At 59.6% G+C, this 22,869-nt stretch carries 20 protein-coding genes and 1 riboswitch (1 of these 21 cut by a window edge); of the genes, 14 read left to right on the forward strand and 6 right to left on the reverse strand.

What is annotated here, in order from left to right; translation table 11 throughout:
• A riboswitch (Fluoride riboswitch) is annotated at positions 1-28 on the forward strand (it extends 49 nt beyond the left edge of the window).
• Positions 29-189: 161 nt separating this feature from the next.
• The 5 genes from FZ934_RS24350 to FZ934_RS24370 all read left to right on the forward strand — a co-directional run bounded on the left by FZ934_RS24350 (position 190) and on the right by FZ934_RS24370 (position 7,730).
• Positions 190-1,464 (forward strand): voltage-gated chloride channel family protein, encoded by a 1,275-nt coding sequence (locus tag FZ934_RS24350; protein WP_153273388.1) that lies wholly within the window; start codon positions 190-192, stop codon positions 1,462-1,464.
• A 123-nt stretch (positions 1,465-1,587) separates the two neighbouring features.
• Complete coding sequence (locus FZ934_RS24355; RefSeq protein ID WP_153273389.1) at positions 1,588-1,821, forward strand: hypothetical protein; 234 nt, start codon at positions 1,588-1,590, stop codon at positions 1,819-1,821.
• 189 nt (positions 1,822-2,010) lie between these two features.
• The gene (locus tag FZ934_RS24360; protein ID WP_153273390.1) at positions 2,011-3,147 is read left to right on the forward strand and encodes a calcium:proton antiporter; all 1,137 of its coding nucleotides are present in this window, start codon (positions 2,011-2,013) and stop codon (positions 3,145-3,147) included.
• A gap of 168 nt (positions 3,148-3,315) precedes the next feature.
• Entirely contained in the window at positions 3,316-4,515 is a 1,200-nt protein-coding gene (locus FZ934_RS24365; RefSeq protein WP_153273391.1) for an efflux RND transporter periplasmic adaptor subunit, read from the forward strand.
• Positions 4,516-4,556: 41 nt separating this feature from the next.
• Positions 4,557-7,730, forward strand: a complete 3,174-nt coding sequence (locus tag FZ934_RS24370; RefSeq protein WP_153273392.1) for an efflux RND transporter permease subunit — start codon at positions 4,557-4,559, stop codon at positions 7,728-7,730.
• Positions 7,731-7,734: 4 nt separating this feature from the next.
• Here the strand turns inward: FZ934_RS24370 and FZ934_RS24375 are convergent, their stop codons facing one another.
• From FZ934_RS24375 to FZ934_RS28325, 3 genes are all read right to left on the reverse strand, one after another.
• Complete coding sequence (locus FZ934_RS24375; protein WP_153273393.1) at positions 7,735-8,064, reverse strand: hypothetical protein; 330 nt, start codon at positions 8,062-8,064, stop codon at positions 7,735-7,737.
• Positions 8,061-8,843, reverse strand: coding sequence for a DUF2092 domain-containing protein (locus FZ934_RS24380; protein WP_153273394.1), 783 nt, complete (start codon positions 8,841-8,843; stop codon positions 8,061-8,063). Before FZ934_RS24380 ends, FZ934_RS24375 begins: the two co-directional genes overlap by 4 nt.
• A gap of 88 nt (positions 8,844-8,931) precedes the next feature.
• The gene (locus FZ934_RS28325; RefSeq protein ID WP_432443628.1) at positions 8,932-9,720 is read right to left on the reverse strand and encodes a hypothetical protein; all 789 of its coding nucleotides are present in this window, start codon (positions 9,718-9,720) and stop codon (positions 8,932-8,934) included.
• Positions 9,721-9,985: 265 nt separating this feature from the next.
• Between FZ934_RS28325 and glgX the strand changes: the two genes are divergently transcribed.
• The 6 genes from glgX (at position 9,986) to treY (ending at position 16,053) form a co-directional block, all read left to right on the forward strand.
• Positions 9,986-12,067, forward strand: coding sequence for a glycogen debranching protein GlgX (gene glgX, locus FZ934_RS24390; RefSeq protein WP_153273395.1), 2,082 nt, complete (start codon positions 9,986-9,988; stop codon positions 12,065-12,067).
• Between the two features lie 104 nt (positions 12,068-12,171).
• Positions 12,172-12,384: a hypothetical protein gene (locus FZ934_RS24395; protein ID WP_153273396.1), complete on the forward strand. Its 213-nt coding sequence runs from the start codon at positions 12,172-12,174 to the stop codon at positions 12,382-12,384.
• A gap of 55 nt (positions 12,385-12,439) precedes the next feature.
• Positions 12,440-12,688 carry a DUF982 domain-containing protein gene (locus FZ934_RS24400; RefSeq protein ID WP_153273397.1) on the forward strand — a complete coding sequence of 83 codons (249 nt, stop codon included), beginning with the start codon at positions 12,440-12,442 and terminating at the stop codon, positions 12,686-12,688.
• A gap of 97 nt (positions 12,689-12,785) precedes the next feature.
• On the forward strand, positions 12,786-13,049 hold the full coding sequence (locus FZ934_RS24405) for a glycine zipper domain-containing protein (RefSeq protein ID WP_056821590.1): 264 nt from the start codon (positions 12,786-12,788) through the stop codon (positions 13,047-13,049).
• A 62-nt stretch (positions 13,050-13,111) separates the two neighbouring features.
• Positions 13,112-13,438: a hypothetical protein gene (locus FZ934_RS24410; protein WP_153273398.1), complete on the forward strand. Its 327-nt coding sequence runs from the start codon at positions 13,112-13,114 to the stop codon at positions 13,436-13,438.
• A gap of 116 nt (positions 13,439-13,554) precedes the next feature.
• Complete coding sequence (treY, locus tag FZ934_RS24415) at positions 13,555-16,053, forward strand: malto-oligosyltrehalose synthase (RefSeq protein ID WP_153273399.1); 2,499 nt, start codon at positions 13,555-13,557, stop codon at positions 16,051-16,053.
• Positions 16,054-16,071: 18 nt separating this feature from the next.
• Here the strand turns inward: treY and treZ are convergent, their stop codons facing one another.
• Positions 16,072-17,841, reverse strand: a complete 1,770-nt coding sequence (gene treZ, locus FZ934_RS24420) for a malto-oligosyltrehalose trehalohydrolase (protein WP_153273400.1) — start codon at positions 17,839-17,841, stop codon at positions 16,072-16,074.
• Positions 17,842-18,019: 178 nt separating this feature from the next.
• On the opposite strand from treZ, the gene FZ934_RS24425 reads away from it, so the two are divergent.
• Positions 18,020-19,084 carry a DNA topoisomerase IB gene (locus FZ934_RS24425; RefSeq protein ID WP_153274022.1) on the forward strand — a complete coding sequence of 355 codons (1,065 nt, stop codon included), beginning with the start codon at positions 18,020-18,022 and terminating at the stop codon, positions 19,082-19,084.
• Between the two features lie 52 nt (positions 19,085-19,136).
• Here FZ934_RS24425 and FZ934_RS28330 read toward each other — a convergent pair whose 3' ends face one another.
• Positions 19,137-19,652, reverse strand: a complete 516-nt coding sequence (locus tag FZ934_RS28330) for a DUF2934 domain-containing protein (protein WP_246737932.1) — start codon at positions 19,650-19,652, stop codon at positions 19,137-19,139.
• Here FZ934_RS28330 and FZ934_RS24435 point away from each other — a divergent pair.
• The gene (locus FZ934_RS24435) at positions 19,620-21,188 is read left to right on the forward strand and encodes a phospholipase D-like domain-containing protein (RefSeq protein WP_153273401.1); all 1,569 of its coding nucleotides are present in this window, start codon (positions 19,620-19,622) and stop codon (positions 21,186-21,188) included. The genes FZ934_RS28330 and FZ934_RS24435 overlap by 33 nt on opposite strands.
• Here the strand turns inward: FZ934_RS24435 and FZ934_RS24440 are convergent.
• A complete protein-coding gene (locus FZ934_RS24440; RefSeq protein ID WP_153273402.1) occupies positions 21,090-22,052 on the reverse strand; it encodes a lysylphosphatidylglycerol synthase domain-containing protein in 963 nt (320 codons plus the stop codon). The two genes, FZ934_RS24435 and FZ934_RS24440, sit on opposite strands and share 99 nt — an antisense overlap.
• 88 nt (positions 22,053-22,140) lie before the next feature.
• On the opposite strand from FZ934_RS24440, the gene FZ934_RS24445 reads away from it, so the two are divergent.
• The gene (locus tag FZ934_RS24445) at positions 22,141-22,869 is read left to right on the forward strand and encodes an endonuclease/exonuclease/phosphatase family protein (RefSeq protein WP_153273403.1); all 729 of its coding nucleotides are present in this window, start codon (positions 22,141-22,143) and stop codon (positions 22,867-22,869) included.

Raw genomic sequence — 22,869 nt, forward strand, 5'->3', positions numbered from 1 at the left:
CTTGCAGGCTGATGACTCCTACTCGACAAAGCGCCTGGCAAGGCGTCAAGGAGTAGGACTGTGCGTAAATTTCATCTCGTTTCCAGAATATCGTGGTTCCGCCTGGGATCTATCCTTTCGGCGGTTCTCAACCGTCCCGAGGTCAGACAAGTTCTCCGCCTTACAAGGTGGGTTGGCTTGACCGTGCCGATGGCTGTAGTCATCGGATCTCTCGTCGCCCTCTTCCTGTGGTCGCTCGATGAAGCGACGGCGTTGCGCTTTGCATTTCCCTGGTCGATCTATCTGATGCCGGCGGCGGGCTTTGCGATGGTCTATTTGTACCAGCGCTTCGGTGGAGCGGCCGACGGGGGAAACAATCTGATCGTCGACCAGATCCACGAGCCTGGCGGTGGTGTTCCGCTTCGCATGGCGCCCTTCATCCTCGTCGCAACCGTTTTGACACATCTGGTCGGCGGATCCGCCGGCCGGGAAGGAACAGCCGTACAGATCGGTGGCAGTCTGGCGGGCGCTTTCGCGCGCTTCTTCGGTCTCAGGGCGGGTGACGTGCGGATACTGCTGATGACGGGAATTGCCGCCGGTTTCGGCGCAGTGTTCGGTACCCCGATCGCCGGAGCGATCTTCGCCCTCGAGGTGCTGACGATCGGCCGCATCCAGTATGAGGCGCTCGTGCCCGCGTTAATGGCTGCGATTACCGCCGACTGGGTTTGTCAGGCCTGGGGGATCACCCATACCTCATATGTGATCAGCTATGCCGGTGCCGTGATGGAAGGGGCTTCCGCTCATCTCCAGCCCCTGCTGCTGCTCAAGGTCGCGATCGCCGGCGCGATCTTCGGCCTCACCGCCTATATGTTTGCCGAGACATCGCATCGCCTGTCCTCGTTCTGGAAGGCTATCCTGCCCTATCCGCCATTGCGACCCGTTGTCGCCGCGATGATCCTGCTGGCGCTCACCGCTTTTGTCGGCACCCAGTATCTCGGCCTTGGCGTCTGGTCTGCGAACCCCGGCGACGCGACGATTGCAGGCTTCTTTCGTCCCGATCACGCCGATTACACCAGCTGGTTCTGGAAAGCACTGTTCACCATCCTGACGCTGAGTGCGGGATTCAAGGGTGGCGAGGTCACGCCGCTGTTCTTCATCGGGGCGGCACTCGGCAATGCTCTCGCGAATATCCTCGGGGCACCGGTGGACCTTTTCGCCGGCCTTGGCTTCGTGGCCGTCTTCGCGGGCGCCACCAACACTCCGCTTGCCTGCATGTTCATGGGTATAGAACTCTTCGGCGCGACGAACGCGCTCTACATCGCTGCAGCGTGTTTCGTCGCATATCTCTGCAGCGGCCACTCCGGCATCTATCTCTCCCAACGCGTCGGCGTGCCGAAATCCGCCGCCTCTCGGATCCCCTCCGGCACGGCATTGCGCCATGTTCGCGAGTTGCAGAAAGAACCGGTCGCCGATCACTCGCAGTAGCGGTCCCTTCCGCGTTTCGGGTCAAACTATTGCGCCCACGGATCGTTGGGGACAAACCGCGCGGCGCTATTGATCGCCGCGCGGAGGTCGAACACACTCTGCTAAAATGAGGAGCACTCAGATATGCAGCAGGGCTTGGCGACGATCACCATATCGGACGAGGGACTGAGCGAGCATGTGGCATTTGAAATCAAGGATCGGACAGGGCTCCTGTTTGCCCGGCAAGAGCTCCTACTCCGCGCCAAGAATGCGAAGAACGTGCGTTTGTCGCTTCTGACTGCCCGTTGCGAGCATTTGATACGCATCGGCAATATCGATTTCAGCTGCGCGAATTTCTCGATTATCCGCGATCTCTGACGGCGGGGTGTGTTGACGCCCGTTTGACGCGTTCGTCGAAGCTAGAGCGTCCTATCGATATGGCTTGCGAGCCGCGCGGACTGCGGGCAATCTGAAGCGAACAACGCCGGGGAGGCCTGCGGGACGGGGCATGAACAGGATGTCTTTTGCGATCGCGTTGTCGCCATTCACCAACGAGCGACTTTCAGGATGAGCGGCGACTCCATCCTGTCGGAAGAGACGGGGTTTGCGGCTCTCCTGCGCCGCGAATGGCTGCTGCCGGTGTCCGTAGCCACGGCGGCGATCTTTTTCCTGTTCGGCGATACGCTGTTCGAGCATCTCTCCAGTCCGGTCGGGTTCGCTGCGATCTTCATCGGCCTCTTCAGCGTCGTTCTGGCGTCGGCGCTTTCGGTCGTCCGCCACGCCGATCGCCTCGCCGAACGGCTGAAGGAACCCTACGGCACGCTGATCCTGACCCTGACGATCACATCAATCGAGGTCATGGCGATCTCCGCGGTCATGACGCATGGTGAGAACAACCCGACGCTCGCACGCGACACACTCTTTGCCGTCGTGATGATCATTCTGAACGGTATGGTCGGGCTCTCGCTTCTGCTGGGCGCCTGGAGACGTCCCGAGCAACAGCACAATCTGCAGGGCGCGAATGCCTATCTCGGGCTGATCGTTCCGATGGCGACCTTGAGCCTTGTCATGCCAACCTTTCTTGCAGGGCCGGACGGGCAGCACCCGGCAGCGCCCCGTCAACTGATCCTCGGCATCATATCCGTCGGGCTCTACGTCACCTTCCTGCTGCTTCAGGCCGGCCGCCACCGTCATTTCTTCGCCGAAGAAGGCGAGGCTGCCGCACAGCACTCGATCGAGCCTCGGCCGCGCGGAGAAGTCTTCCCGCACACCATCCTGCTCTTTGCCTACATGGCACCGGTCGTCTTTCTCGTGGAGCAGCTCGCCCACCCGATCGACTACGTCATCGAGACGCTGAACGCGCCGACCGCGTTCGGCGGTGTCGTGATGGCTGTGCTGGTGGCGACGCCCGAAGCCATCAGTGCGGTGCGCGCCTCGGTGGCCAATCACCTTCAGCGGGCAATCAACATCTTTCTCGGCTCGGTGCTGTCGACCATTGGGCTGACCGTTCCGGCGATGCTGGCGATCAGCCATATTATCGGCAACCCTGTGACGCTCGGGCTCGAGCATGAAAACCTGGTCATGCTGCTGCTAACCTTGGCGGTCAGCATCATCACCTTTTCGAGCGGCCGGACCCATTTGCTGCAGGGTGCCGTGCACCTCGTGCTGTTTCTCGCGTACGTGCTCCTGCTTTTCCAACAATGATCCCCGCGAACGCTTCCGTTTGCGGGCAGCTTAATTGCTTACTCACGAGCTATTGCATTTTCTGGCGAGGGCGCGGCATAGTAGCACATGCCTTGAGCTATCGCGGACCGGGGTCAGTGCCGGGGCGCGCATGAAGACTGGTACTCGTGAACCGCCGAGGTAGCAGCAATGCGTGTGAGTCTACATCAAGGTCCGCTGCTTTTTCTGGCGCTCCTTCTTACGGCCGGGCTCCTCGGCTGCGACGGAAATAACAACACTTATGTCCCTCCACCGCCACAGGCCGTGCGCATCGCACAGCCCGTCGTAGAGCCGATAACGTTGTATTTCGAACTCACCGGGAATACCGCACCGCTGAACGCGGTCGACATCGAGGCGCGCGTCCAAGGCTATATCCAAAGCATCAGCTACCAAGACGGAACGCCGGTCACCAAAGGCACCAAGCTCTTTGGTATCGAGCCCGATACCTATCAGGCCCAGGTCGATCAGGCGAAGGCGTCACTGGCTTCGCAAAAGGCCTCCCAGGTCGGCGCGCAGCAGGAATATGACCGACAGCTCAATCTGATGAAACAGCAGGTTACGACGCAGACCGCCGTCGACAGCGCCCGGGCAACGCTGGATGAAGCGAACGCGGCGATCCTGAATGCGCAGGCAAACCTCGAGCTCGCGACCATCAATCTCGGCTACACCGAGGTCACCGCGCCGTTCGACGGCGTAGTCACCAACCATCTGGTGGATATCGGCGCTCTTGTCGGCGTGTCCGGCCCGACCAAGCTTGCAAGCATCGTCCAGTCCGATCCGCTATACGCCTACTTCAACGTCAGCGAGACGCAGGTACTGATGATCAAGCAGGCCCTGGCGAAACAGGGTCGGACATTCAAGCAGACCGATCTGCCGACCATTCCCGCCGAACTCGGCTTGCAAACCGAGCAGGGCTATCCGCACAAGGGCCACCTCGACTATGTTTCCCCGCAGCTCGACGCATCGACCGGTACGCTGCAGGTCCGTGCTCTTTTCGAGAACAAGGATCGGATGATGCTTCCCGGTCTGTTTGTCCGCATCCGCGTTCCCGTCGGCCGCAATGACAAGGCGCTGCTCGTGAAAGACGATGCGATCGGGACGAACCAGCAGGGAAGCTATGTCCTCGTCGTCGGGAACGACAACGTCGTTGCGCAAAAGCAGGTCAAGACAGGCCAGCAGGAAGGTCCGCTTCGCGTCATCGAAACAGGTTTGGAAGCGACCGATTGGGTTATCACGGAAGGTATTCAGCAGGCGGTTCCGGGCGCGAAGGTTGCCCCGGAAAAATCGCAGATGAGTGCCACGCCGGCAGGCACGGGTGGTGATGCCAAGCCCACGGTTACCACGCAATGAACTCACCGGAACGCGCTATCTGAACCACTAAGGACAATAGCATGATCTCGCGCTTTTTTATCGAGAGACCCGTCCTTGCCAACGTGCTGGCGCTGGTTTTCGTTCTGGTGGGCGCTGTTGCTCTGTTCAATCTTCCTGTCGCCCAATATCCGAACGTCGTTCCCCCGACAGTACAGGTCACGACGCGGTTCCCGGGTGCCAGCGCGAAGACCCTTGTCGATACCGTCGCCCTGCCCATCGAACAGCAGGTCAATGGCGTCCAGGACATGATCTACATGCAGTCCACCAGTGCCAGTGACGGGACCTATTCCCTCACGGTGACTTTCGCGATCGGAACCGACCCCGATCAGGCGCAGGTGCTGGTGCAGAATCGCGTGGCGATTGCTCTTTCCTCGTTGCCGGAGGCCGTGCAGCTCCAGGGCGTGACCACGCAAAAGAAGTCGACGGCGATCCTGGGCTTTGTCAGCCTGACATCCGAAGATGGCCGCTACGACAGCCTGTTCCTGTCGAACTACGCTGTCATCAATCTTCAGAATGAGCTGTCGCGGTTGCCGGGGGTCGGTAACGTCAACGTCTTCGGCGCCGGTCAGTACGCGATGCGTATCTGGATGGATTCCAATCTCATGCAGGCGAGAGGGCTGACACCGCAGGACATCGTCAGTGCCGTACAGCAGCAGAGCCAGGAAGTTACAGCCGGACAACTTGGCATTCCGCCAGTCCCGAAGGGACAGACGTTTCAATATACGCTGAATGTCAACGGCAGGCTCAACGAGGCCATCGACTACGAGAACATCATCGTCAAGGTCGACGGTGCAAACGGCGGTCGCGTAACGCGTATCCGTGATATCGGTCGGGTCGAACTCGGTGCCCAGACCTATAGCCAGACCTTCATGCAGAACGGCCAGCCTGCGGCTGGGATCGGGATCTATCAGTTGCCCGAGGCCAATGCGATTGCCGTTGCGCAATCCGTCAAGGCCAAGATGGCGGAACTGGCGAAAAGCTTCCCGCAGGGCCTCCAATATCATATCCCGTTCGACACGACCAAGTTCGTGAATGCATCGATCGATGAGGTCTATGTCACGCTGATCGAGGCCGGCGTCCTCGTTCTCATTGTCATTCTCGTCTTCCTGCAGGATTGGCGAGCGATGCTCGTGCCCGCAACCACGGTTCCGGTGACGATCATCGGCGCCTTCGCCGCGATGGCGGCGCTCGGCTTTACCGTCAACCTCTCGACCTTGTTTGCGATCGTCCTTGCAATCGGCATCGTCGTCGACGACGCGATTGTCATTGTCGAAGGTGTCGCCCGCCACATTGAAGCCGGCATGTCCGGCAGGCAGGCGGCCGAGAAGGCCATGGAAGAGCTGCTCGGCCCGGTGATCGGGATCACGCTTGTTCTGATGGCCGTGTTCATCCCTGCGGCCTTCCTGCCAGGATTGACAGGGCAGCTTTATCGCCAGTTCGCGCTTGTGATCGCCGCAACCGCCCTGATCAGCGCGATCAACGCCGTCACCCTGAAGCCGACGCAGTGCGCCCTGTGGCTCCGCCCGCCCGTTCCGCCGGAAAAGCGCAACTTCCTCTATCGGGGCTTCAACGCCGTCTACGATCGCGCCGAGCATGGCTACACGCGCCTTATCTCTGCAATGACGCATCACAGCGGCCTGATGGTGGTGATCGCTTGCATTCTGATGGGAACCGCAGCCTGGGGACTTGCCCGTCTGCCGACCGCATTTCTGCCGATCGAGGATCAGGGCTACGTCCTGATCGGCGCGCAATTGCCTGATGGCGCCTCGAAGGAACGGACTGATGCGGTCATGCAGGAAGTAGGCAAGATCGCCCAGGCGACTCCAGGCGTGGAAGACGTGCTGACGATCAGCGGTATTTCCGTGCTTGATAATAACGCCAGCCTTCAGAACGCCGGTGTCGCCTATGTCGTCTTGAAGGATTGGGACGAGCGCGGGAAGATCAATGGCCAGGATCTGTTGTCGATCTACGAGCATCTTCACACGCAACTGCAGGGCATCCTGAGCGCCAAGACGCTTGTCATCGTTCCACCGCCGATACAGGGCGTCGGCAATGCCAGCGGCTTCACGATGCAGATAGAACTCCGAAACGGCATCGCGGATTATCCGCTGCTACAGTCGCTCGCCGATTCCATCGTGAATAACGGCAATGCCCAATCGTCACTACAGCGGCTCAGCACGTCGTTTCGATCGAACGTTCCCCAATTGGAAATCGTGGTCGATCGCATCAAGGCGGAGACGCTGGGCGTTACGGTGGGGCAAGTGTTCTCGGCTCTGTCAGGCTATGTCGGATCCACCTATGTCACGCAGTTCAACAAGTTCGGTCGTACCTTCCAGGTCTACGCACAAGCCGCGTCAGACTTTCGAATCCGCCCGGACGACATCCGCAATTTGAAGGTCAGAGCAGGCGACGGAACCATGGTTCCGCTTGGCACGGTGGTTTCCGTCACGGCAATGCAGGGACCGTCCCTGATCAGCCTCTACAATCTCTACCCGACGGCCACGATCGTCGGCGGCCCGGCCGCAGGCTTCAGCTCCGGTCAGGCACTCAATGTCATGGAGCAGATCGCTAACAAGACGTTGCCTTCGGGCACAGGGTTCGATTGGACGGCGCTGTCGTTCCAGGAGAAAGCCGTCGGCACGCAAATCTATTTCATCTTCGCGCTTGCCATGCTTCTCGTCTACTTCGTGCTCGCCGGTCAGTATGAAAGCTGGATCCTGCCGCTGGCCGTGATCCTCGCCGTTCCGTTGGCGCTTCTCGGCACCGTCGGCGCCCTTATGGCGGCGGGCGTCGCGAACAATCTCTATACGCAGATCGGGCTCATCCTTCTGATTGCCCTCTCCGCGAAGAACGCGATCCTCATCGTGGAATATGCGCGCGAGAAGCGCGAAGAAGGCATGCCGATCCTGGACGCCGCCGTCGAAGCCGCACGGCTTCGATTCCGGCCGATCCTCATGACCTCCTTCGCCTTCATCCTGGGTGTCCTGCCGCTGGTTCTGGCAAGCGGGGCAGGCGCATCGGCGCGCAAATCGATCGGCATCTCCGTCTTCAGCGGAATGATCGCCTCGACCTGCCTCGCGGTGTTGTTCGTGCCGTCATTCTACGTCGTGCTGCAGCGGCTCGAAGAATACAGAAGGCGCCGCGGAACATCCGCGACACCGATCGATGACCAGATGCCAAAGGCGCAGCCTTAAGCCGCTACTGCACGATAACCTGCACGTACACGCCTCCGCTCTTCGCGTAGTAGAGCGATCCGCAGCGATAGTAATAGCCACCATAATAAGGGCCGTAGAGGCAGCCAGGCGGCAAGACGGCAATCGTCGTTGCCGTTCTCCTGACCACCCGGCGGGTCGTCCTGCGGGCAACGCCTGCGTAGGAGAGCGGCGTCAGCGGTCGCCCGATGACGGCGCCGGCCGGCGACGCGAAACCGATCGACAGCGGAAAGATGCCCTGCCTTTCAATATCGACGTCCGAAAACGTCAGAATCCCGGCCAAGCCGACTGCGAAGATGATCTTCCTGGAGTTCATTGCACCCCTCCCGTGCCGGTCGGCGCCGGCAACTCGTCGATGGATTCCATTTCGCTGAGATCGACCTTCTTGGCGCTCGTCGGAATCTCGATGTTATAGGATACGCTGGCGACATCGGCGCCACTTTTGAAATCGTTGATCTCAAGCGTGTACTCGGGCGCCTGCACCACGTGTTTGCTGGTGATCACATAACGGCGCGGGATCGGTTTCGGCCCCGCCTCGATCCAGATCTGCCAATCGACCTCGGGAGTGCGGAATGCCAGGTAGTCGCATTCGACGCCGTTCACGAAAGCGCTGGATATGTGCTTGGCTTCGGTGACGTCGGTGATCAGCTGATCGTACACATCAGACGACAGGAGATCGGCGCCCGGTGCTTCGATGCCGGCATTCATCATCCGGTCGATCAGGTCGTCGAGCGTGCCCTTTCCGTCTATTTTGGCATAGGCGTCGAGGTTCTTGCCATGAACCGTCAGCGCCGAACCATCGAAGCTGACGTCCAGATCTGCATATCCGCCCGTCCGGGAAAGCCTCAATTTATCGGGCCGCGTCAGGGTCGCCTTGCCGGAGCTGACAAACTGCAGCTTTTCGAAATCCGGCGTGACGGCTTCGAGCGAGGACTGATAGTCGAAGGACATCGTCTTCTGTTGCGCAAGAAAGTCGGACATCTTCTTGAGCAGGGCCTTGGCATCATCCGCCCACGCCGAGGTCGGTATGACAAGGCTTGATATAATCGAGGTAAAGATCAGTACTCGCCTCAGTCGCAAAGGTGTCGATGACATGACGATGCCTTTCCTTGATCCGTCATATATTTTGATGGAGGGCGCGGTCGTCACCACCTACTCTCGACAATCGCGCCGCCAGTCGACGCTATAGGCCCGAAGTCAGAACCCTGTGACATCCTGGGGAGACGCGCTGGAGGTTATCGCGCAGGCACGCGATCCCCCGCCCGCCGCCGAGCGGCACCATTCGGCAAAGTGCGCGAAAGTCCGGTCCGCAGGCTCGTCGAAGGATAATCGCCTCCTCGCGTGGCGAGAATGTTGGCATCGCCTTATTCGGTGTCATCGCCGGAGCCGTGGCTGTATTCGCGCCTGGCGTTCCGGTCGAACCTGTTGTCGTCGAGATCGCACTGACCGCCTGCTGACATGGAGCCGAAAGATTGGCGCTTTGCTGCTGCAGGCAGGACAGGGCTTCCTTTCCTCCGGGCTGGACACCTGGGCATTGGGCCATGAAGTCACGCTGGCAAGCCGACTTGATGGCATTGCGCTGGGCCTGCGTGGGTTGGGCGGAGCTGGTTTGGGGCGCGGCAGGCGCAGGGGGCGTAGCGGCCGTATCGCCCGTTTGCGTTGGCTGAGCGGAGGTGGATTTCGGCTTGGTGCTTATTGCCGAGACCGCCTTCTTGCATGCCGGCGCCAATGTCGCATCATGCTGTTGCAAGCAGGTCAGCGCCTCAATCCCTCCCGGCTGAACCCCGGAACATTTGGCGATGAAATCATTACGGCAGGCTGAGCGGATCGCATTGCGCTGCTCGTCCGTCGGGGCCTGCGCGGCAGCGCCGAAAGCGAGGAGACATGCGGCCCCAATGCCGTAAAGCAAACTGAGCCGAAGCAAAGCGAAGCGCTGGCGGGTGCTTCCCGCAAATGGAATTCGGTTTTGCATGATCCCCCCAAGGAATTCGTCTGAACAAGCGGTGTGAGAACTGGTTCTCTACTTTGTCGAGAAAACTGCGTCGCTGCGCGAAATGCGGTGCCGAATGAAACGCCGGGATACACAAGCTATATTAGCATTAAATAATTTATGGCGCTAGAAACAACTGCAGCTAGCACGGATTAAAGCCACCGACCGGCCTTACTATGCCGACAAGTGGAGGAACAAATTATCGGGAAGGGTGTTGTTGTCGCGCCAAACGCACGAGGGGGCCTTCATGACGCGACAACAATCATACGAAATCGAAGCCGGCGACTTTACGACTCTCGGCGCGACGCCGACAGAAGACGGCGTCAACTTCGCGCTCTTCAGCGCGCATGCGGAACGCGTCGAACTCTGCCTTTTCGATGAGGAGGGCAGGCAGGAAGAGCGGATTATCCTGCCGGAATACACCAACGAAATCTGGCATGGCCACGTCCGCGGTCTCAAACCCGGCGCGCTTTATGGCTACCGCGTTTATGGACCTTACGACCCTGAACAAGGACACCGTTTCAACCCCAACAAGCTGCTTATCGACCCTTATGCCCGGGAGATCGTCGGCGAGGTCAAATGGGGACAGGCAACGTTCGGGTATGACCTTGAAAGCGACGAGAAGGACCTCTCCTTCGACGAGAGCGACAGCGCTTCCTCCATGCTGAAATGCAGGGTGATCGATCCCTCGCGCCTGATCGACAAGCCGGAGACCAAGCCTGGAACACCGTGGCACCGGACCATATTCTACGAAGCGCACGTGAAAGGGATGACGCAGTTGCACCCGGCAATTCCGGAACAACTGCGCGGAACGTTCGAGGGTCTTGGGCATCGCAAGATCGTTGACTATGTGAAAGCGCTCGGAGTGAGTTCGATCGAACTGCTCCCGGTCCATTACTTCCCCGACGACCCCCATCTGCTCGACAAGAGGCTCAAGAATTACTGGGGCTATAACACGATCGGCTTCTTCGCCCCGGCGACGCGCTACTACGGACCCAATGGGCTTGCGGGCTTCCGCGACATGGTCCGAGCCTTCCACGATGCGGGCATCGAAGTCATCCTCGACGTCGTCTACAACCATACGGCTGAGGGAAACGAGCTCGGGCCAACGCTATCCTTCAAGGGGATCGACAACTTCTCCTACTATCGGACGCTACCGGACCAATCACGGTACTATGTCAATGACACCGGCACCGGCAATACCGTGAATACCTCGCATCCCCGCGTCCTGCAGATGATCACGGACTCCCTGCGCTATTGGGCAGAGGTGATGAACATCGACGGCTTTCGCTTCGATCTCGGCACCATCCTCGGCCGGGAGCCGGAAGGCTTCGATCAACGCGGAGGCTTCTTCGACGCCGTTGGTCAGGATCCGGTACTGTCCCGGCTGAAACTCATCGGCGAACCCTGGGACATCGGCCCCGGCGGATACCAGGTTGGTGGCTTCCCGCCCGGATGGTCGGAATGGAACGACAAGTACCGCGATACGATGCGCGACTACTGGAAGGACGAGGACGGCACGGCCGGCGACTTCGCCGCCAGAGTGCTCGGGTCAGGCGACATATACGATCTTCGAGGGCGCAGACCGTGGGCGAGCGTGAACTTCGTCACGGCTCATGACGGCTTTACCCTGAACGATCTTGTCTCCTACGACGAGAAACACAACGAGGCCAATGGCGAGGAAAACAAGGACGGCCACGACCATAACCGAAGCTTCAATTATGGCGCCGAGGGGCCGACCGATGACAACGCGATCAATGAGATCAGGGAGCGCCAGAAGCGCAATTTGCTGGCAACGCTTCTGTTCTCGCACGGCGTACCGATGCTTCTCGCAGGAGACGAATTGGGCCGCAGCCAGATGGGCAACAACAATGGCTATTGCCAGGACAGCGAACTGAGCTGGCTGCACTGGCGGGACTTGCCGGACAGCGCAAAGAAGCTCTCGGATTTCACGCGCAGGCTCATTGACCTTCGTCAAGCCCAGCCGCTCCTTCGGCGGGAGAACTGGCGCGACGGGATGGTAATCCGCTGGCTCAACCCGACCGGTGGCGAACAGACGGAAGATCATTGGCAAGACGAGGGGAGCACGACGCTCGGGCTTCATCTGCTATATGAGCAACCGCAGCAAGACGCCGAACACTGGAGCGAAGCCTTGCTCCTGTTCAATCCCCATGATGGCGAAGTCACTTTTCACCTGCCGGAGCGCGAGGACGGATCCTGGGCGATCGAACTTACGACCGCCGATCCCGATGCAAGCCCAGGCGTGGTCCATGAGGTTGCGGATTATATGCTGCAACCGCGAAGCCTCGTGCTGTTGCGGCCGGCGTAGCCGTTGATCCGAGCGCGCCCCGACGCCATCAGCAGCAGAAAAACCAGGAATTGTGGAACAATGACCCCGCCCTTCGGTTTTCCATGCGAAAGGGAGGTCTGGAGATGAGCAAGACGCCTTCGTTAGAACTTGCCGAGGAGTACATTCGGCTTGGCGGTCGGCGTCGATCCAAGATCGACGACAATATCGTGAGTTCTCGGCTTTGGGAAAAGGAGACGCCTGAGGCTGAAGCCTTCTGGCATCAGCATATCGAGTCGCTCGACGAAAAGCACCGGCAGCAAGTCGAGGTTCATCTGCCATCGATCTCGGACGTTTAGCACCACTGACGCCACCATCGAAGCCGCAGGTGCAATACGCCGGCAAGAGGTTCCCATGGACAAGAAATGGACAAAGCCACTTTCCTATGCACTACCGCAGACCGGCGATTTCAAGACGATCGGCAGTGTCGGTGAGGCGATGGTGGCCTTGCGGAGCAACTGGCCCGTGGTCGCCGGTCGACAGCTGCGCGAAGCGCGCAAGATTTGCATCGAAGCCCTTGAGGGAAAGCGGCCGCCAGCTGAGGCCCGCCGCGCATTTATTGCCGCCGCCGTCGAAGCGCATGTGTTCGTTAAAGAGAAGTAGGGCCAGTCTTGTCGGCGGAAGGTCAAAGGTTGCCTTCGCTGACATCGGCCTATGTTTGATCCAGTAAACCTTTGAAGAGAGTGGAAAGGAAGATGAAATGAGACCGATCGCGATCTTGCTTGTCGTCACTGGTATAGCTGCCGCCAGCGGCTGCACCCCCACGGAGAAGGGCGCCGGCATTGGAGCAGCTACTGGGGCCGTCGTCGGCGGCGTTGCGACCGGCAACGTCCGTGGGGCAGCAGTGGGCGCAGCCGTCGGTGGCGTTGCAGGCGCTGTGATTGGCAATGTCGCCGATCAGCCTGGGCAGTGCTACTACCGGGATCAATATGGACGCCAATACGTAGCAGCCTGCCCGCGATAGGGCCGCATTTCGGCAGATGGCATTCGTGTCATCTGCCACCCCCACCAAAATGGAAAACAGAGATGCCGATCGGCGAACAGATTGTGGCCGCAAGGGCCTTGCTGCGATGGGACCGCGACGAGCTGGCAGACGCATCCGGCGTGCCGGCCTCCGTGATTGAAGCGTTGGAAGCGTCCAACAAGGAGATTGGCACCTTAAGCCAAGGACGCATCCTTCTCGAGGCGATCGAGGCGGCTGGAGTCATGGTTTTTGACGAAGGCCCGGTCGATGGCGGCCCGGGCGTAAGAATGCTGCGTCGTCCTACCTCGGCCATCGACACCGATACCACCCAAACCGTCCAGTACAGCGAATATCTTGAGAACGACGCGCCTCCGGGGGCTGGCGGCTGAATGCCTCAGTCACGCGCCCGCGCCGTTCTTGCGCCGGAACCAACTCGGCTCGCGGCAGTTTCGGTAGCGCCGCCCGATAACCCCTGCGGCAGCGCAGCCAGCCGAGGGAATGTTCCATGCCTATTCCGACCGCGACTTATCGGCTGCAATTTCGCAACGGGATGACTTTTTCGGACGCGGTCGGCTCTGTCCCCTATCTGAAATCGCTTGGCATCAGCCATCTCTATGCCTCGCCTATTTTCACCGCCACGAGCGGATCGACCCACGGCTATGACATTGTCGATCCCAACAATGTGGATCCCGCCATAGGAGGCCGGGAAGGCTTCGATCAGCTCGTCGCTGCCCTGAAGTCATCAGGTTTGCAGCTCATCCTCGACATCGTCCCGAACCACATGGCCGCGTCGTTAGAGAACCGGTGGTGGGACAGTGTCCTGCAATTCGGAAAATCCAGCCCCTACGCCTCCTTCTTCGATATCGACTGGACGAGGCGCATCACCCTTCCCGTGCTCGACAGACCCTTCGAGGAAGCGGTGGCCAGTGGCCTGATCGGGCTTGCGCGCCATCAGGCCACTGGAGAACCTCGTCTCACCTACTACGATCAGTTCTACCCTCTCGATCCACAAAGCGTTGCCGAAATAGAACGTCTGGCCGGAGACGAGCAGAGTCCAGGAAAGCTCTCGACCGACGCCTCCCTGCTGAACGCGCTTCACCAGCGCCAGCATTGGCAGTTGATCGACTGGAAGGGCGCCGCAGAGAAGTTGAGCTATCGACGCTTCTTCGAAGTCACCGGGCTTGTCGGAGTGCGCGTCGAGGATCAGGAGGTCTTCGACCGCACCCATCGTCTGGTTATCGATCTGGTGCGGTCCGGCAGCGTGCAGGGACTTCGGATAGACCACGTAGACGGGCTGGCCGATCCGGCAGATTATCTTGCCAAGTTGCGCGCGGCAGTCGGCGAAGAGACCTACATCCTGGTCGAAAAGATCGTTGCACGTGATGAGAACCTGCCCGCCAACTGGCCTGTCGCAGGTACGACCGGCTATGAGGTCATCGCAAGCCTCGGCCCGCTGTTTATCGACAGAGATGGGCTGGAGACTCTCGATACCGCGTATCGGGCGATTGCGCCGGCCCAGGCAGCTTTCGCAGCGGTCTTGAACAAAGCCAAACAGATGATGGTGCGGCAGAATTTTACCGGCGAGCGCGCGAGGCTGTGTGAATTGGCAAGCGCTGTGCTCCCGGACGTTCCGCGCGAAACACTGGACCGTGCCATCACCGACATCCTCGTGGCGTTTCAGGTTTACCGCACCTACGGCACAACGGGGAGCCTTGAGGGAAACGACCGCGATCTCTTGGAAACGGTACTCGGTAGAGCCAGCGCGGCTTCTGATGTATCTGACGTCATCAACAGCATTGGGCGCATCCTGCTCGCCCCCCGTGTCGGGGCCGCGACCGAACTGCGTCGTCGCATGCAACAGCTTACGGGACCGGTGATCGCCAAGGCGATGGAAGACACTGCCTTCTACCGCTACAACAGGCTGCTTGCCCTCAACGAGGTGGGCTGCGATCCCGACATCACAGGCGACTCACGACATGACTTCCACGAAGCGATGCGAAACCGTGCTCGGACACAGCCGCAGGGCCTCACAACGACCGCGACGCACGACACCAAACGCGGCGAGGATGCCCGTGCGCGCCTATACGGACTGACCGAGCATGCCGAACAATGGGTGGCGGGCTTCGAACGGTGGCAGCGAATAAACAGGCAGTTTGTCTCGGGCTCAGCGGATCAACCCTGGCCTGACACAAACACCCAATGGATGCTCTACCAGGCGTTGGCAGGAGCGTGGCCCGAATTTCCGGACACGATCGACGAGGGCTTTCGCGACCGGTTCAAAGCCTATGCCGAAAAGGCAGTCCGCGAGGCCAAGACTCACACCGACTGGGGCCAACCAAACAAGCACTATGAAGCCGCCGTCCTGAATTTGGCCGAGGGCCTCTTGAGCGACGAGAATACGACGTTCCGGGCGGACTTTCAGAATCTGATGACGCTCCTAATCACCGCGGGGCACCTGAATAGCCTCTCCCAGACGTTGATCAAACTGACAATTCCCGGTGTTCCAGACATCTATCAAGGCGCCGAGCAGGCTGATCTCAGTCTCGTCGATCCTGACAACCGCCGACCGGTCGATTTTCAGCGACTTCGGACAGATCTCCAGACACAGCCATCAGGGAATCGCTCCCCGTGGCAGCGCAAGCAGGCGATGATCGCAACGATATCAGCACTCCGTCAGGATCGCGCCGAACTGTTTTCGCGCGGGAGCTACCAGCCGCTCGCTGTTAGCGGCCCCCGACGCGACAATCTTATCGCTTTTGCTCGCCAAGACGGCACGCAGTTCAGCATCACTCTCGCGCCAAGGCTGCTTTCTCGCCACGTCGATCCGAAGACGCTGAAAACCACATCTGATTTCTGGGCTGACACAAGTCTCGAACTGCCTCTCACGATCGCGGGACGGCGACGTGATCTATTCGGCGATGCCGGTATCGTCGACGGGCCCACCATCGATCTAGATGCTCTGTTCCGGAACCAGCCCTACGCACTGCTGATCTCGGTCGATTGACCGCACGCTAGCAACTTTCTAGCTCCTGAATGCCCAGCACACATACCATGGCGGCATGGTGTCATTAGGCTGGTGAGTCCGCCAGATCACCCTGTCGAATTGCGGTGGTTTTACGGGGATGGTCTTTGCGGAAAGATTGGCAACGAGGCACAACCGCGTCCCATCGTCGAGCTCCCAATCGATGTCGATGAACTCGGTCGAGCGGGCGAAACTTCCGCCTGATGAGACTCCGGAAAGCCGGGGGATAATATGATCCCGACGCAACGCTATCAGATGACGGTATAGTTCGAGATGCTCGCGGTGAAGTCCACGACTGGCTGCTTGCCAATCGAGCTTCGCCTTGAGAAAAGTCGAGAGAGCCGTCGGATCCGGAAGCTTGTCGGCATTCTCCTCGTCAAAGCCCGGAAGCCGGTGCAGTTCCTCCCGCCTTCCCTTGCGCACGGCCGCGTTCAGCTCCTCGTCGAAGTCGCAGAAATAAGGGAAATCGGATTTGCTCTTCCACTCCTCGCCCATGAAGATCATAGGGATCTGTGGCGAAAGAAGGTAGATACCGGCGATGGCCAGCAGGGCAGACTGCGGAGCGATCTTGTGAATGCGGTCGCCAAAGGCGCGGTTGCCAACCTGATCGTGGTTCTGAATGAAGGCAATGAACGACGTTGGCGGCAAGTTGCCGCTCGGCTCGCCGCGCGGCTCTCCTCTGTAGGGCATCTCCTCACCCTGGAAGACGAACCCTTGCGCGACGGCGCGCGCGACCGCGCTCGGAGCGCACGAATAATCGGCGTAGTAGCCAAACGCCTCGCCTGTCGCCGCTTTGTGCAACACGTGGTGAATGTCGTCATTCCACTGAGCGGTATAGAGACGCGGGTGGCCCTCCGCATCTCTTTCGAGGAGCGCGGCGCTGTTGTCCTCGTTCTCGACGATCAGATGGCAATGACGGCCAAGCGTTGCCTGCTTGACCGCCCGCGCGATCGTCGCGAGCAGATGCTCATCGCTGTCGTCCTTGATGGCGTGCACCGCATCCAGCCGGAGCCCGTCGGCGCGAAATTCCTGCAACCAGTAAAGCGCGTTCTCGACGACGAACCTGCGGACCATCTCGGAGTTTACGCCATCATAGTTGATGGCAGCGCCCCATGGCGTCTTGTGATCACGATTGAAGAGCGGCGCATAGGAAGGCAGATAATTTCCTTGCGGACCAAAATGATTGTAGACGACATCGAGGAACACCGACATTCGCCGGCTGTGGGCAGCATCGATGAAACCCTTGAGGTCCTCCGGGCGCCCATAGCTGCTGTCGGGCGCGTAAGGCAGGACACCGTCATACCCCCACCCGCGCCGGCCCGGAAAATCATTGATCGGCATGAGCTGAATCGCGGTGATCCCCAGATCTTTCAGGTAATCGAGACGGTCAACCGCGGCTACCAGCGTGCCTTCTTCGGTAAAGGCGCCGACATGCAGTTCATAGATGACCGTTTCATTCCACGGGCGTCCGCGCCATTCATGCTGCGTGAAAACATAGCGGCTGCCATCGACGACTTCGCTCGGGCCATGGACATCGTCGGGTTGATAGCGTGATGCAGGATCCGGGACCTGCTGACCATCCTCCAAGACGAAACGATAGCGAGTGCCATGCCGGGCGCGCTCCGCGAGATGCGTAAACCAACCGCCGTCTTCACTGGCCATCATCGTTGCGGGGCTATCATCGATCGTGATGGCCACCTTCCTTTGCAGCGGCGCCCACAAGCGAAAGCGAACACCGTGATCCGTGAACTGAGGACCGAAACTGAACATATGGAAGAACCCCAATCGGCATTCTTGTCAGAACTTCGCTCGGAGGCGGGAGGTTCCGTTCACCTATGCCGATTTGTGGATTCGTTCGGCATACAACCCGCTGAAACCATCGCACAACAGGAAAACGCACGTGGCGGAACCAAGTCTCTGCCGTGGAGTTTCTCGCGTCATGGATCAGATGTCGACGGACCGTTACCAGTTCAGAGAAACCCAGCCCGAAAACGGATTAACCGAGGTCGTCTACAGCCCCCAGATCGAAGAAGGAATTAGCCGAAAGGCCGGAAAGCGGGGTTTTCTCTACTACGGACCCGACGGAAAGCGGATCCGCGACCGATCAGAAATCGAGCGCCTGAATGCGCTTGCGATCCCTCCCGCCTATACCGACGTCTGCATCAACGCCAATCCTCTGGCGCATCTGCAGGCGACCGGCATCGATGCGCGCGGGCGTAAACAGTACCGATATCATCCCGACTGGCTCGCCGAACGCGAGCGCGCCAAGTTCGAGCGCCTTGTCGAGTTCGGGGATCGGCTACCGGCAATCCGGGAACGCGTCGATACCGACCTGACGGCGAAAGGTTTGTCGATGAACAAGGCCGTTGCAACGGTCGTCTGGATGCTCGACAAACTCTACATTCGCGTGGGAAATCTGCACTACGCTGAAGCCAATGGCTCGTTTGGCCTGACCACTCTGCGACGCCGGCACATCAGGATTGACGGTTTCACTGTCCTCTTCCGCTTCAAGGGAAAGTCCGGAAAGGAGTGGAATCTCGCCCACGCCGATCGCCGCATCGCCGGCGTCATCCGAAGGCTGCAGGACCTGCCGGGGCAGCATCTGTTCAAGTATCTTGGGCCCGATGGGGAATACCGGCAAATCCTGTCGCAGGACGTCAACGCCTATATCCGTGAAGCTGCTGGAGAAGACTTCAGCTCGAAGCAGTTCAGAACTTGGGGAGCAACTTGCATGGCGGCGGCGGCTCTCGCTCCTGTGGCTGTTGGAAACTCCAAGCGGCAGATAACCTCGCAGATCAACGCGGCAATCGATGCCGTCGCAGCCAAGCTCGTCAATACTCGAGCTGTCTGCCGATCCTCCTACATTCACCCGGCGGTATTCGACGATTTCCGTGCCGGTCGGCTGGCAGAACTCGTCAGCATGCGGCCGTCCAGAAGCAAGAGGCTCACCACCTGGATGAATGATGAGGAAATCCGGACTTTGCGATGGTTGAAGACCAGGCTCCCTGCCTGAATAGGTGCACGCAGTAGAGACCGCGTCCCGAAGAACGCGGCCAATAGGGAATTCAGTGTACGATCGGCTTTGCGGTCGAAGCACGGCGTGACTTGGTCGATTTATCGGAGGCAATGGCTGCCTTTGCCGTCTTCTTATCCTTGTCGTCACGCGGCTTGGCAGCTGCAGGCTTCGCTGTCTTGGCTTCCGTAGCGCCTTGGCTACGCCGGGATTTCTTGGGCGGCGCGCCTTCGGCTGCGATTTCTTCGAAGGCCTTCAGCCAGTGTTTCATGTCTTCGCCGTTGGGACGGCCTTCCCGCTCCCATATTTCATAAGCCCGCTGACGAATTTTCTCTTCGTGTTCGCTCATGGTTCTCGTGCCGTTGTTGGTGTGGAGACGAACAGTAAGTGTGGTCGATTTTTCAGGAAACAAGAGGCGGCGGCGCGGGCGATGACATCGGCTTTGCCCTTCTATTTCAGGAAGTGAAGGGAACGAGAGGCTTCTTCGCGCGTTAGGGGTAACGCATTGATGGCTCGCGGGAAGACGAGATAGATAATGAAAGAATTTTCCGGCGATCGCCGCATTCACGAAGCACCCAATGACCACGGGTTTCAGGAAAGAGCGATCGAGTACGAAATCGATCCTCCTTCGATCATCCGACCAGGCTATAACAGCTGGAAGACCGGAACGGTTTCCAAGGCATCATTTCTGATAGACGGCGCGCCCTATTTCAGAGCGCTGGATCATGCTTTGCGGCTCGCCCGGCAAACGATCTGGATCGTCGGATGGGATTTCAACCCTGATATCAGGCTCAGACCACGCGAAAGCTCCGAAACGCTCGGTGAGTTGCTGCTGACTTTGACGGAAGACAACCCTGATCTCCGCGTCCGGATTTTGGTTTGGGGCATGGGACCGGTTTACTCCGGCAAGTCACTGAGGCTCTTCAACCACCCGCAGTTTTCCGATCACCGGCAGATCAGCATGCATTTTGATCTTCGCCATCCGCTCCGCGGCTGCCATCATCAAAAGCTGGTGGCGATCGACGACAACTTGGCATTCCTTGGCGGCATCGACCTGACCGCGCGACGCTGGGACGAGCCGGACCACGCCCCGCGCAACACCTTTAGGCGATCCCCCGACGGCACCCCTTATGGTCCGGTACACGACATTCAGCTGCTCGTTTCAGGCGAGGCCGCCGCGTTTGTTGCCGATGTCGCGAGACGTCGGTGGAAAAGGGCAACCGGCCAACAAGTGCCGGCGACCGAAAACACAGATACGTCTTGGCCGGCGATGGTGCCGCCCCATATATCCGACGCTCGAGTGGGTATCGCGCTTACGGAGCCGGGTCTGATCGGACGCCGTGGCCGCCATGAAGGCATCCGCCTGACGCGCGCAGCCATCCAGTCTGCAAAACGCAGCATATATATCGAAACACAGTATCTGGCATCGTTCGGTGTTGCGCGCTCGATCGCGCAGCGCTTGCTGGAACCCGATGGCCCGGAAATCGTCGTTCTGGTGACGAAAAGCTCGCACGGTTTTATCGAGAAGCTCACGATGGGAAGCAACCGCGACCGCGTGATCCGGCGATTGAAACGCCTCGATCGTCACGACCGTCTGCGTGTCATGTATGCGGTGGCTCCAGACGGCAACGGCGGATCCCGGGAAATCGTCGTCCATTCGAAGCTTGTCATCATCGACGACCAGTTCATCAGAATAGGCTCCTCCAATCTGAACAATCGTTCCGAGGGGCTCGATACCGAGTGTGATCTGGCAATCGAGGCGTCCTGCACGGCCCATCGCGACGCGATTGCAGCTGTTCGCTATCAGCTTATGGCGGAACACCTCGACACCACGCCGCAAGCCGTGCAGCAGGCGCAGGCTTCAGCAGGCTCGATGATCAAGGCGATTGACAGCCTCAACCGTTCGCTGCGTGGGCTGCGCCCCTTCTCGGTCGATCTCGCCAATGGAGAGACAACCCCTGTGATCGGAACGACCATCGTCGACCCGCATCGCCCCTACCATCCCCTAAAGCGATTGCGGTTGCGCCTCGCGTCGCTCATGCGCGGTTTGGTCGGCGGTGGAGTTTTGCCGCGCACGCAGGAAAATCTCGCCAAGAGCGAATGAGACCAGGCCGAACAGCAGGGGGATCAAGAAGTAGATTACGCGGAAGGCAACGAGTGCGCCAATGGACGCGCTTGGGATCAGGGCCGTCACCGTCGCCTCGAGAACGCCAAGCCCTCCGGGAACATGGGTCAGCAGGACCGCGACATTCGCCAGCACGAATGCTGTCGCGGTCTCCATGAAATGCGCATCAGGGCCAAGGAGTTGCTGCAGGCAGGCTGCGACTGCCATGAAATTGAGCGTGCCGACGACAATCTGGCCGACCGCAAGCCGGAACGACGGCATCTTGAAGCGCCAGCGCCATACCGAAAGGGGCGCGCGGATAACAAGCGTCAACAGCAGATAGCCTCCGATCGCTGCCAGACAACCAACGCCAAGCGCAACCACGCCGGCCGCTGGCAACCCGATGAGCGCCGCGGCGGCATGTGAATTGGAGACGAAGACAATTCCGCAGAGTGACGCGAGACCGATCCCGACTGTTGCGCCGCAGAAGACGATAACGCGTGCAACCTCTTCACCGCTGAGCCCCCAGCGCGAATAGTAGCGATAGCGCACGGCGCCGCTGCTCAGTGCAGCAAAACCGAGACTGTGGCCGATCGAAAGGCCGGTAAAGGAGGCAAGCGCGGCTTTCGGATAACTCAAGGGCCGGCCGGCATAGCGCAGTCCCATCCAGTCAAAAACCGTCAGACAGAGATAGGACATTGCCGCGAAGGCAAAACCGGCAGACAGGCGCGATGCGGGCAATCCTTCGACTGAAGCCGTGATCTCGGCAAAGGAGTATCGGCTGAAAACGCGGTAGAGAAGGTAAGCGGCCAAAGCCAGACCCAACAATAGCACCGCGTTTATAAGCAACTTCTTCGCCGACATGAATGATCCCGTTTCGCAGATATGATGTGGCTGGAACGAAGAAGCGCGTTTGCGGGTTCCCTCAGCGCATCGATGGCGAGGGAAATGCATGGAAAACGAGCTCCGCGTTCTGACCTACAATGTGCACAGCTGCGTGGGGACTGACCGCAGACTGGACCTGTCTCGCATCGCGGAGGTCATCGCCAACACAGGTGCGCACATCGTGGCGCTTCAGGAACTGGATGTCGGTCGTCTCCGCACGGGCGGTGTCGATCAGGCCCGCCAGATCGCCAGCGAACTGCGAATGGACGCCCATTTTCACCCCGCATTGACGGTAGCGGAGGAGCGGTATGGCGACGCCATTCTCTCGGCTTTGCCGATGCGCCTTCTGAAGGCTGGCCCCCTGCCCTCGGTCGGAGAAACCCGGGGCGCGCTGCTGGTCGAAATAGAGGTCTCGGGACAGAAAATGATCGTCCTCAACACCCATCTTGGGCTGCGCGCCGGCGAGCGTGTTACGCAGGTCGCGACACTCCTTGGCGATGATTGGCTCGGCAACACCGATCTCGCAGAGAGCCCCGTCATTGTCTGCGGCGATTTCAACGCCGTGCCGTCGTCAACGGCATACAAGATGCTGGCGCGACGTTTCATCGACGCCAGATCCGTCCCCGGCACAAGACAACGCGCCACCTATCCATCGCGGATGCCGTTTTTGCGCATCGACCACGTCTTTGTGTCTGAAGGCATCAAGGTGCGAACCGTGAACGTCGCGAACGGTGCCAGGGAGCGGCGCGCATCGGACCATCTGCCGCTTCTGGTCACTTTGGAAGCAGTAGGATGA

Source organism: Rhizobium grahamii (assembly GCF_009498215.1).
GTDB lineage: Bacteria > Pseudomonadota > Alphaproteobacteria > Rhizobiales > Rhizobiaceae > Rhizobium > Rhizobium grahamii_A.

Coding starts and splice junctions, on each gene's coding strand:
- FZ934_RS24370 (WP_153273392.1), top strand. CDS start 4,557: ATGATCTCGCGCTTTTTTATCGAGAGACCCGTCCTTGCCAACGTGCTG.
- FZ934_RS28325 (WP_432443628.1), bottom strand. CDS start 9,720: ATGCAAAACCGAATTCCATTTGCGGGAAGCACCCGCCAGCGCTTCGCT.
- treZ (WP_153273400.1), bottom strand. CDS start 17,841: ATGTTCAGTTTCGGTCCTCAGTTCACGGATCACGGTGTTCGCTTTCGC.
- FZ934_RS24365 (WP_153273391.1), top strand. CDS start 3,316: ATGCGTGTGAGTCTACATCAAGGTCCGCTGCTTTTTCTGGCGCTCCTT.
- FZ934_RS24425 (WP_153274022.1), top strand. CDS start 18,020: ATGTCGACGGACCGTTACCAGTTCAGAGAAACCCAGCCCGAAAACGGA.
- glgX (WP_153273395.1), top strand. CDS start 9,986: ATGACGCGACAACAATCATACGAAATCGAAGCCGGCGACTTTACGACT.
- FZ934_RS24410 (WP_153273398.1), top strand. CDS start 13,112: ATGCCGATCGGCGAACAGATTGTGGCCGCAAGGGCCTTGCTGCGATGG.
- FZ934_RS24395 (WP_153273396.1), top strand. CDS start 12,172: ATGAGCAAGACGCCTTCGTTAGAACTTGCCGAGGAGTACATTCGGCTT.
- FZ934_RS24355 (WP_153273389.1), top strand. CDS start 1,588: ATGCAGCAGGGCTTGGCGACGATCACCATATCGGACGAGGGACTGAGC.
- FZ934_RS24350 (WP_153273388.1), top strand. CDS start 190: ATGGCTGTAGTCATCGGATCTCTCGTCGCCCTCTTCCTGTGGTCGCTC.
- treY (WP_153273399.1), top strand. CDS start 13,555: ATGCCTATTCCGACCGCGACTTATCGGCTGCAATTTCGCAACGGGATG.
- FZ934_RS24405 (WP_056821590.1), top strand. CDS start 12,786: ATGAGACCGATCGCGATCTTGCTTGTCGTCACTGGTATAGCTGCCGCC.
- FZ934_RS24435 (WP_153273401.1), top strand. CDS start 19,620: ATGAAAGAATTTTCCGGCGATCGCCGCATTCACGAAGCACCCAATGAC.
- FZ934_RS24400 (WP_153273397.1), top strand. CDS start 12,440: ATGGACAAGAAATGGACAAAGCCACTTTCCTATGCACTACCGCAGACC.
- FZ934_RS24380 (WP_153273394.1), bottom strand. CDS start 8,843: ATGTCATCGACACCTTTGCGACTGAGGCGAGTACTGATCTTTACCTCG.
- FZ934_RS24445 (WP_153273403.1), top strand. CDS start 22,141: ATGGAAAACGAGCTCCGCGTTCTGACCTACAATGTGCACAGCTGCGTG.
- FZ934_RS24375 (WP_153273393.1), bottom strand. CDS start 8,064: ATGAACTCCAGGAAGATCATCTTCGCAGTCGGCTTGGCCGGGATTCTG.
- FZ934_RS24440 (WP_153273402.1), bottom strand. CDS start 22,052: ATGTCGGCGAAGAAGTTGCTTATAAACGCGGTGCTATTGTTGGGTCTG.
- FZ934_RS24360 (WP_153273390.1), top strand. CDS start 2,011: ATGAGCGGCGACTCCATCCTGTCGGAAGAGACGGGGTTTGCGGCTCTC.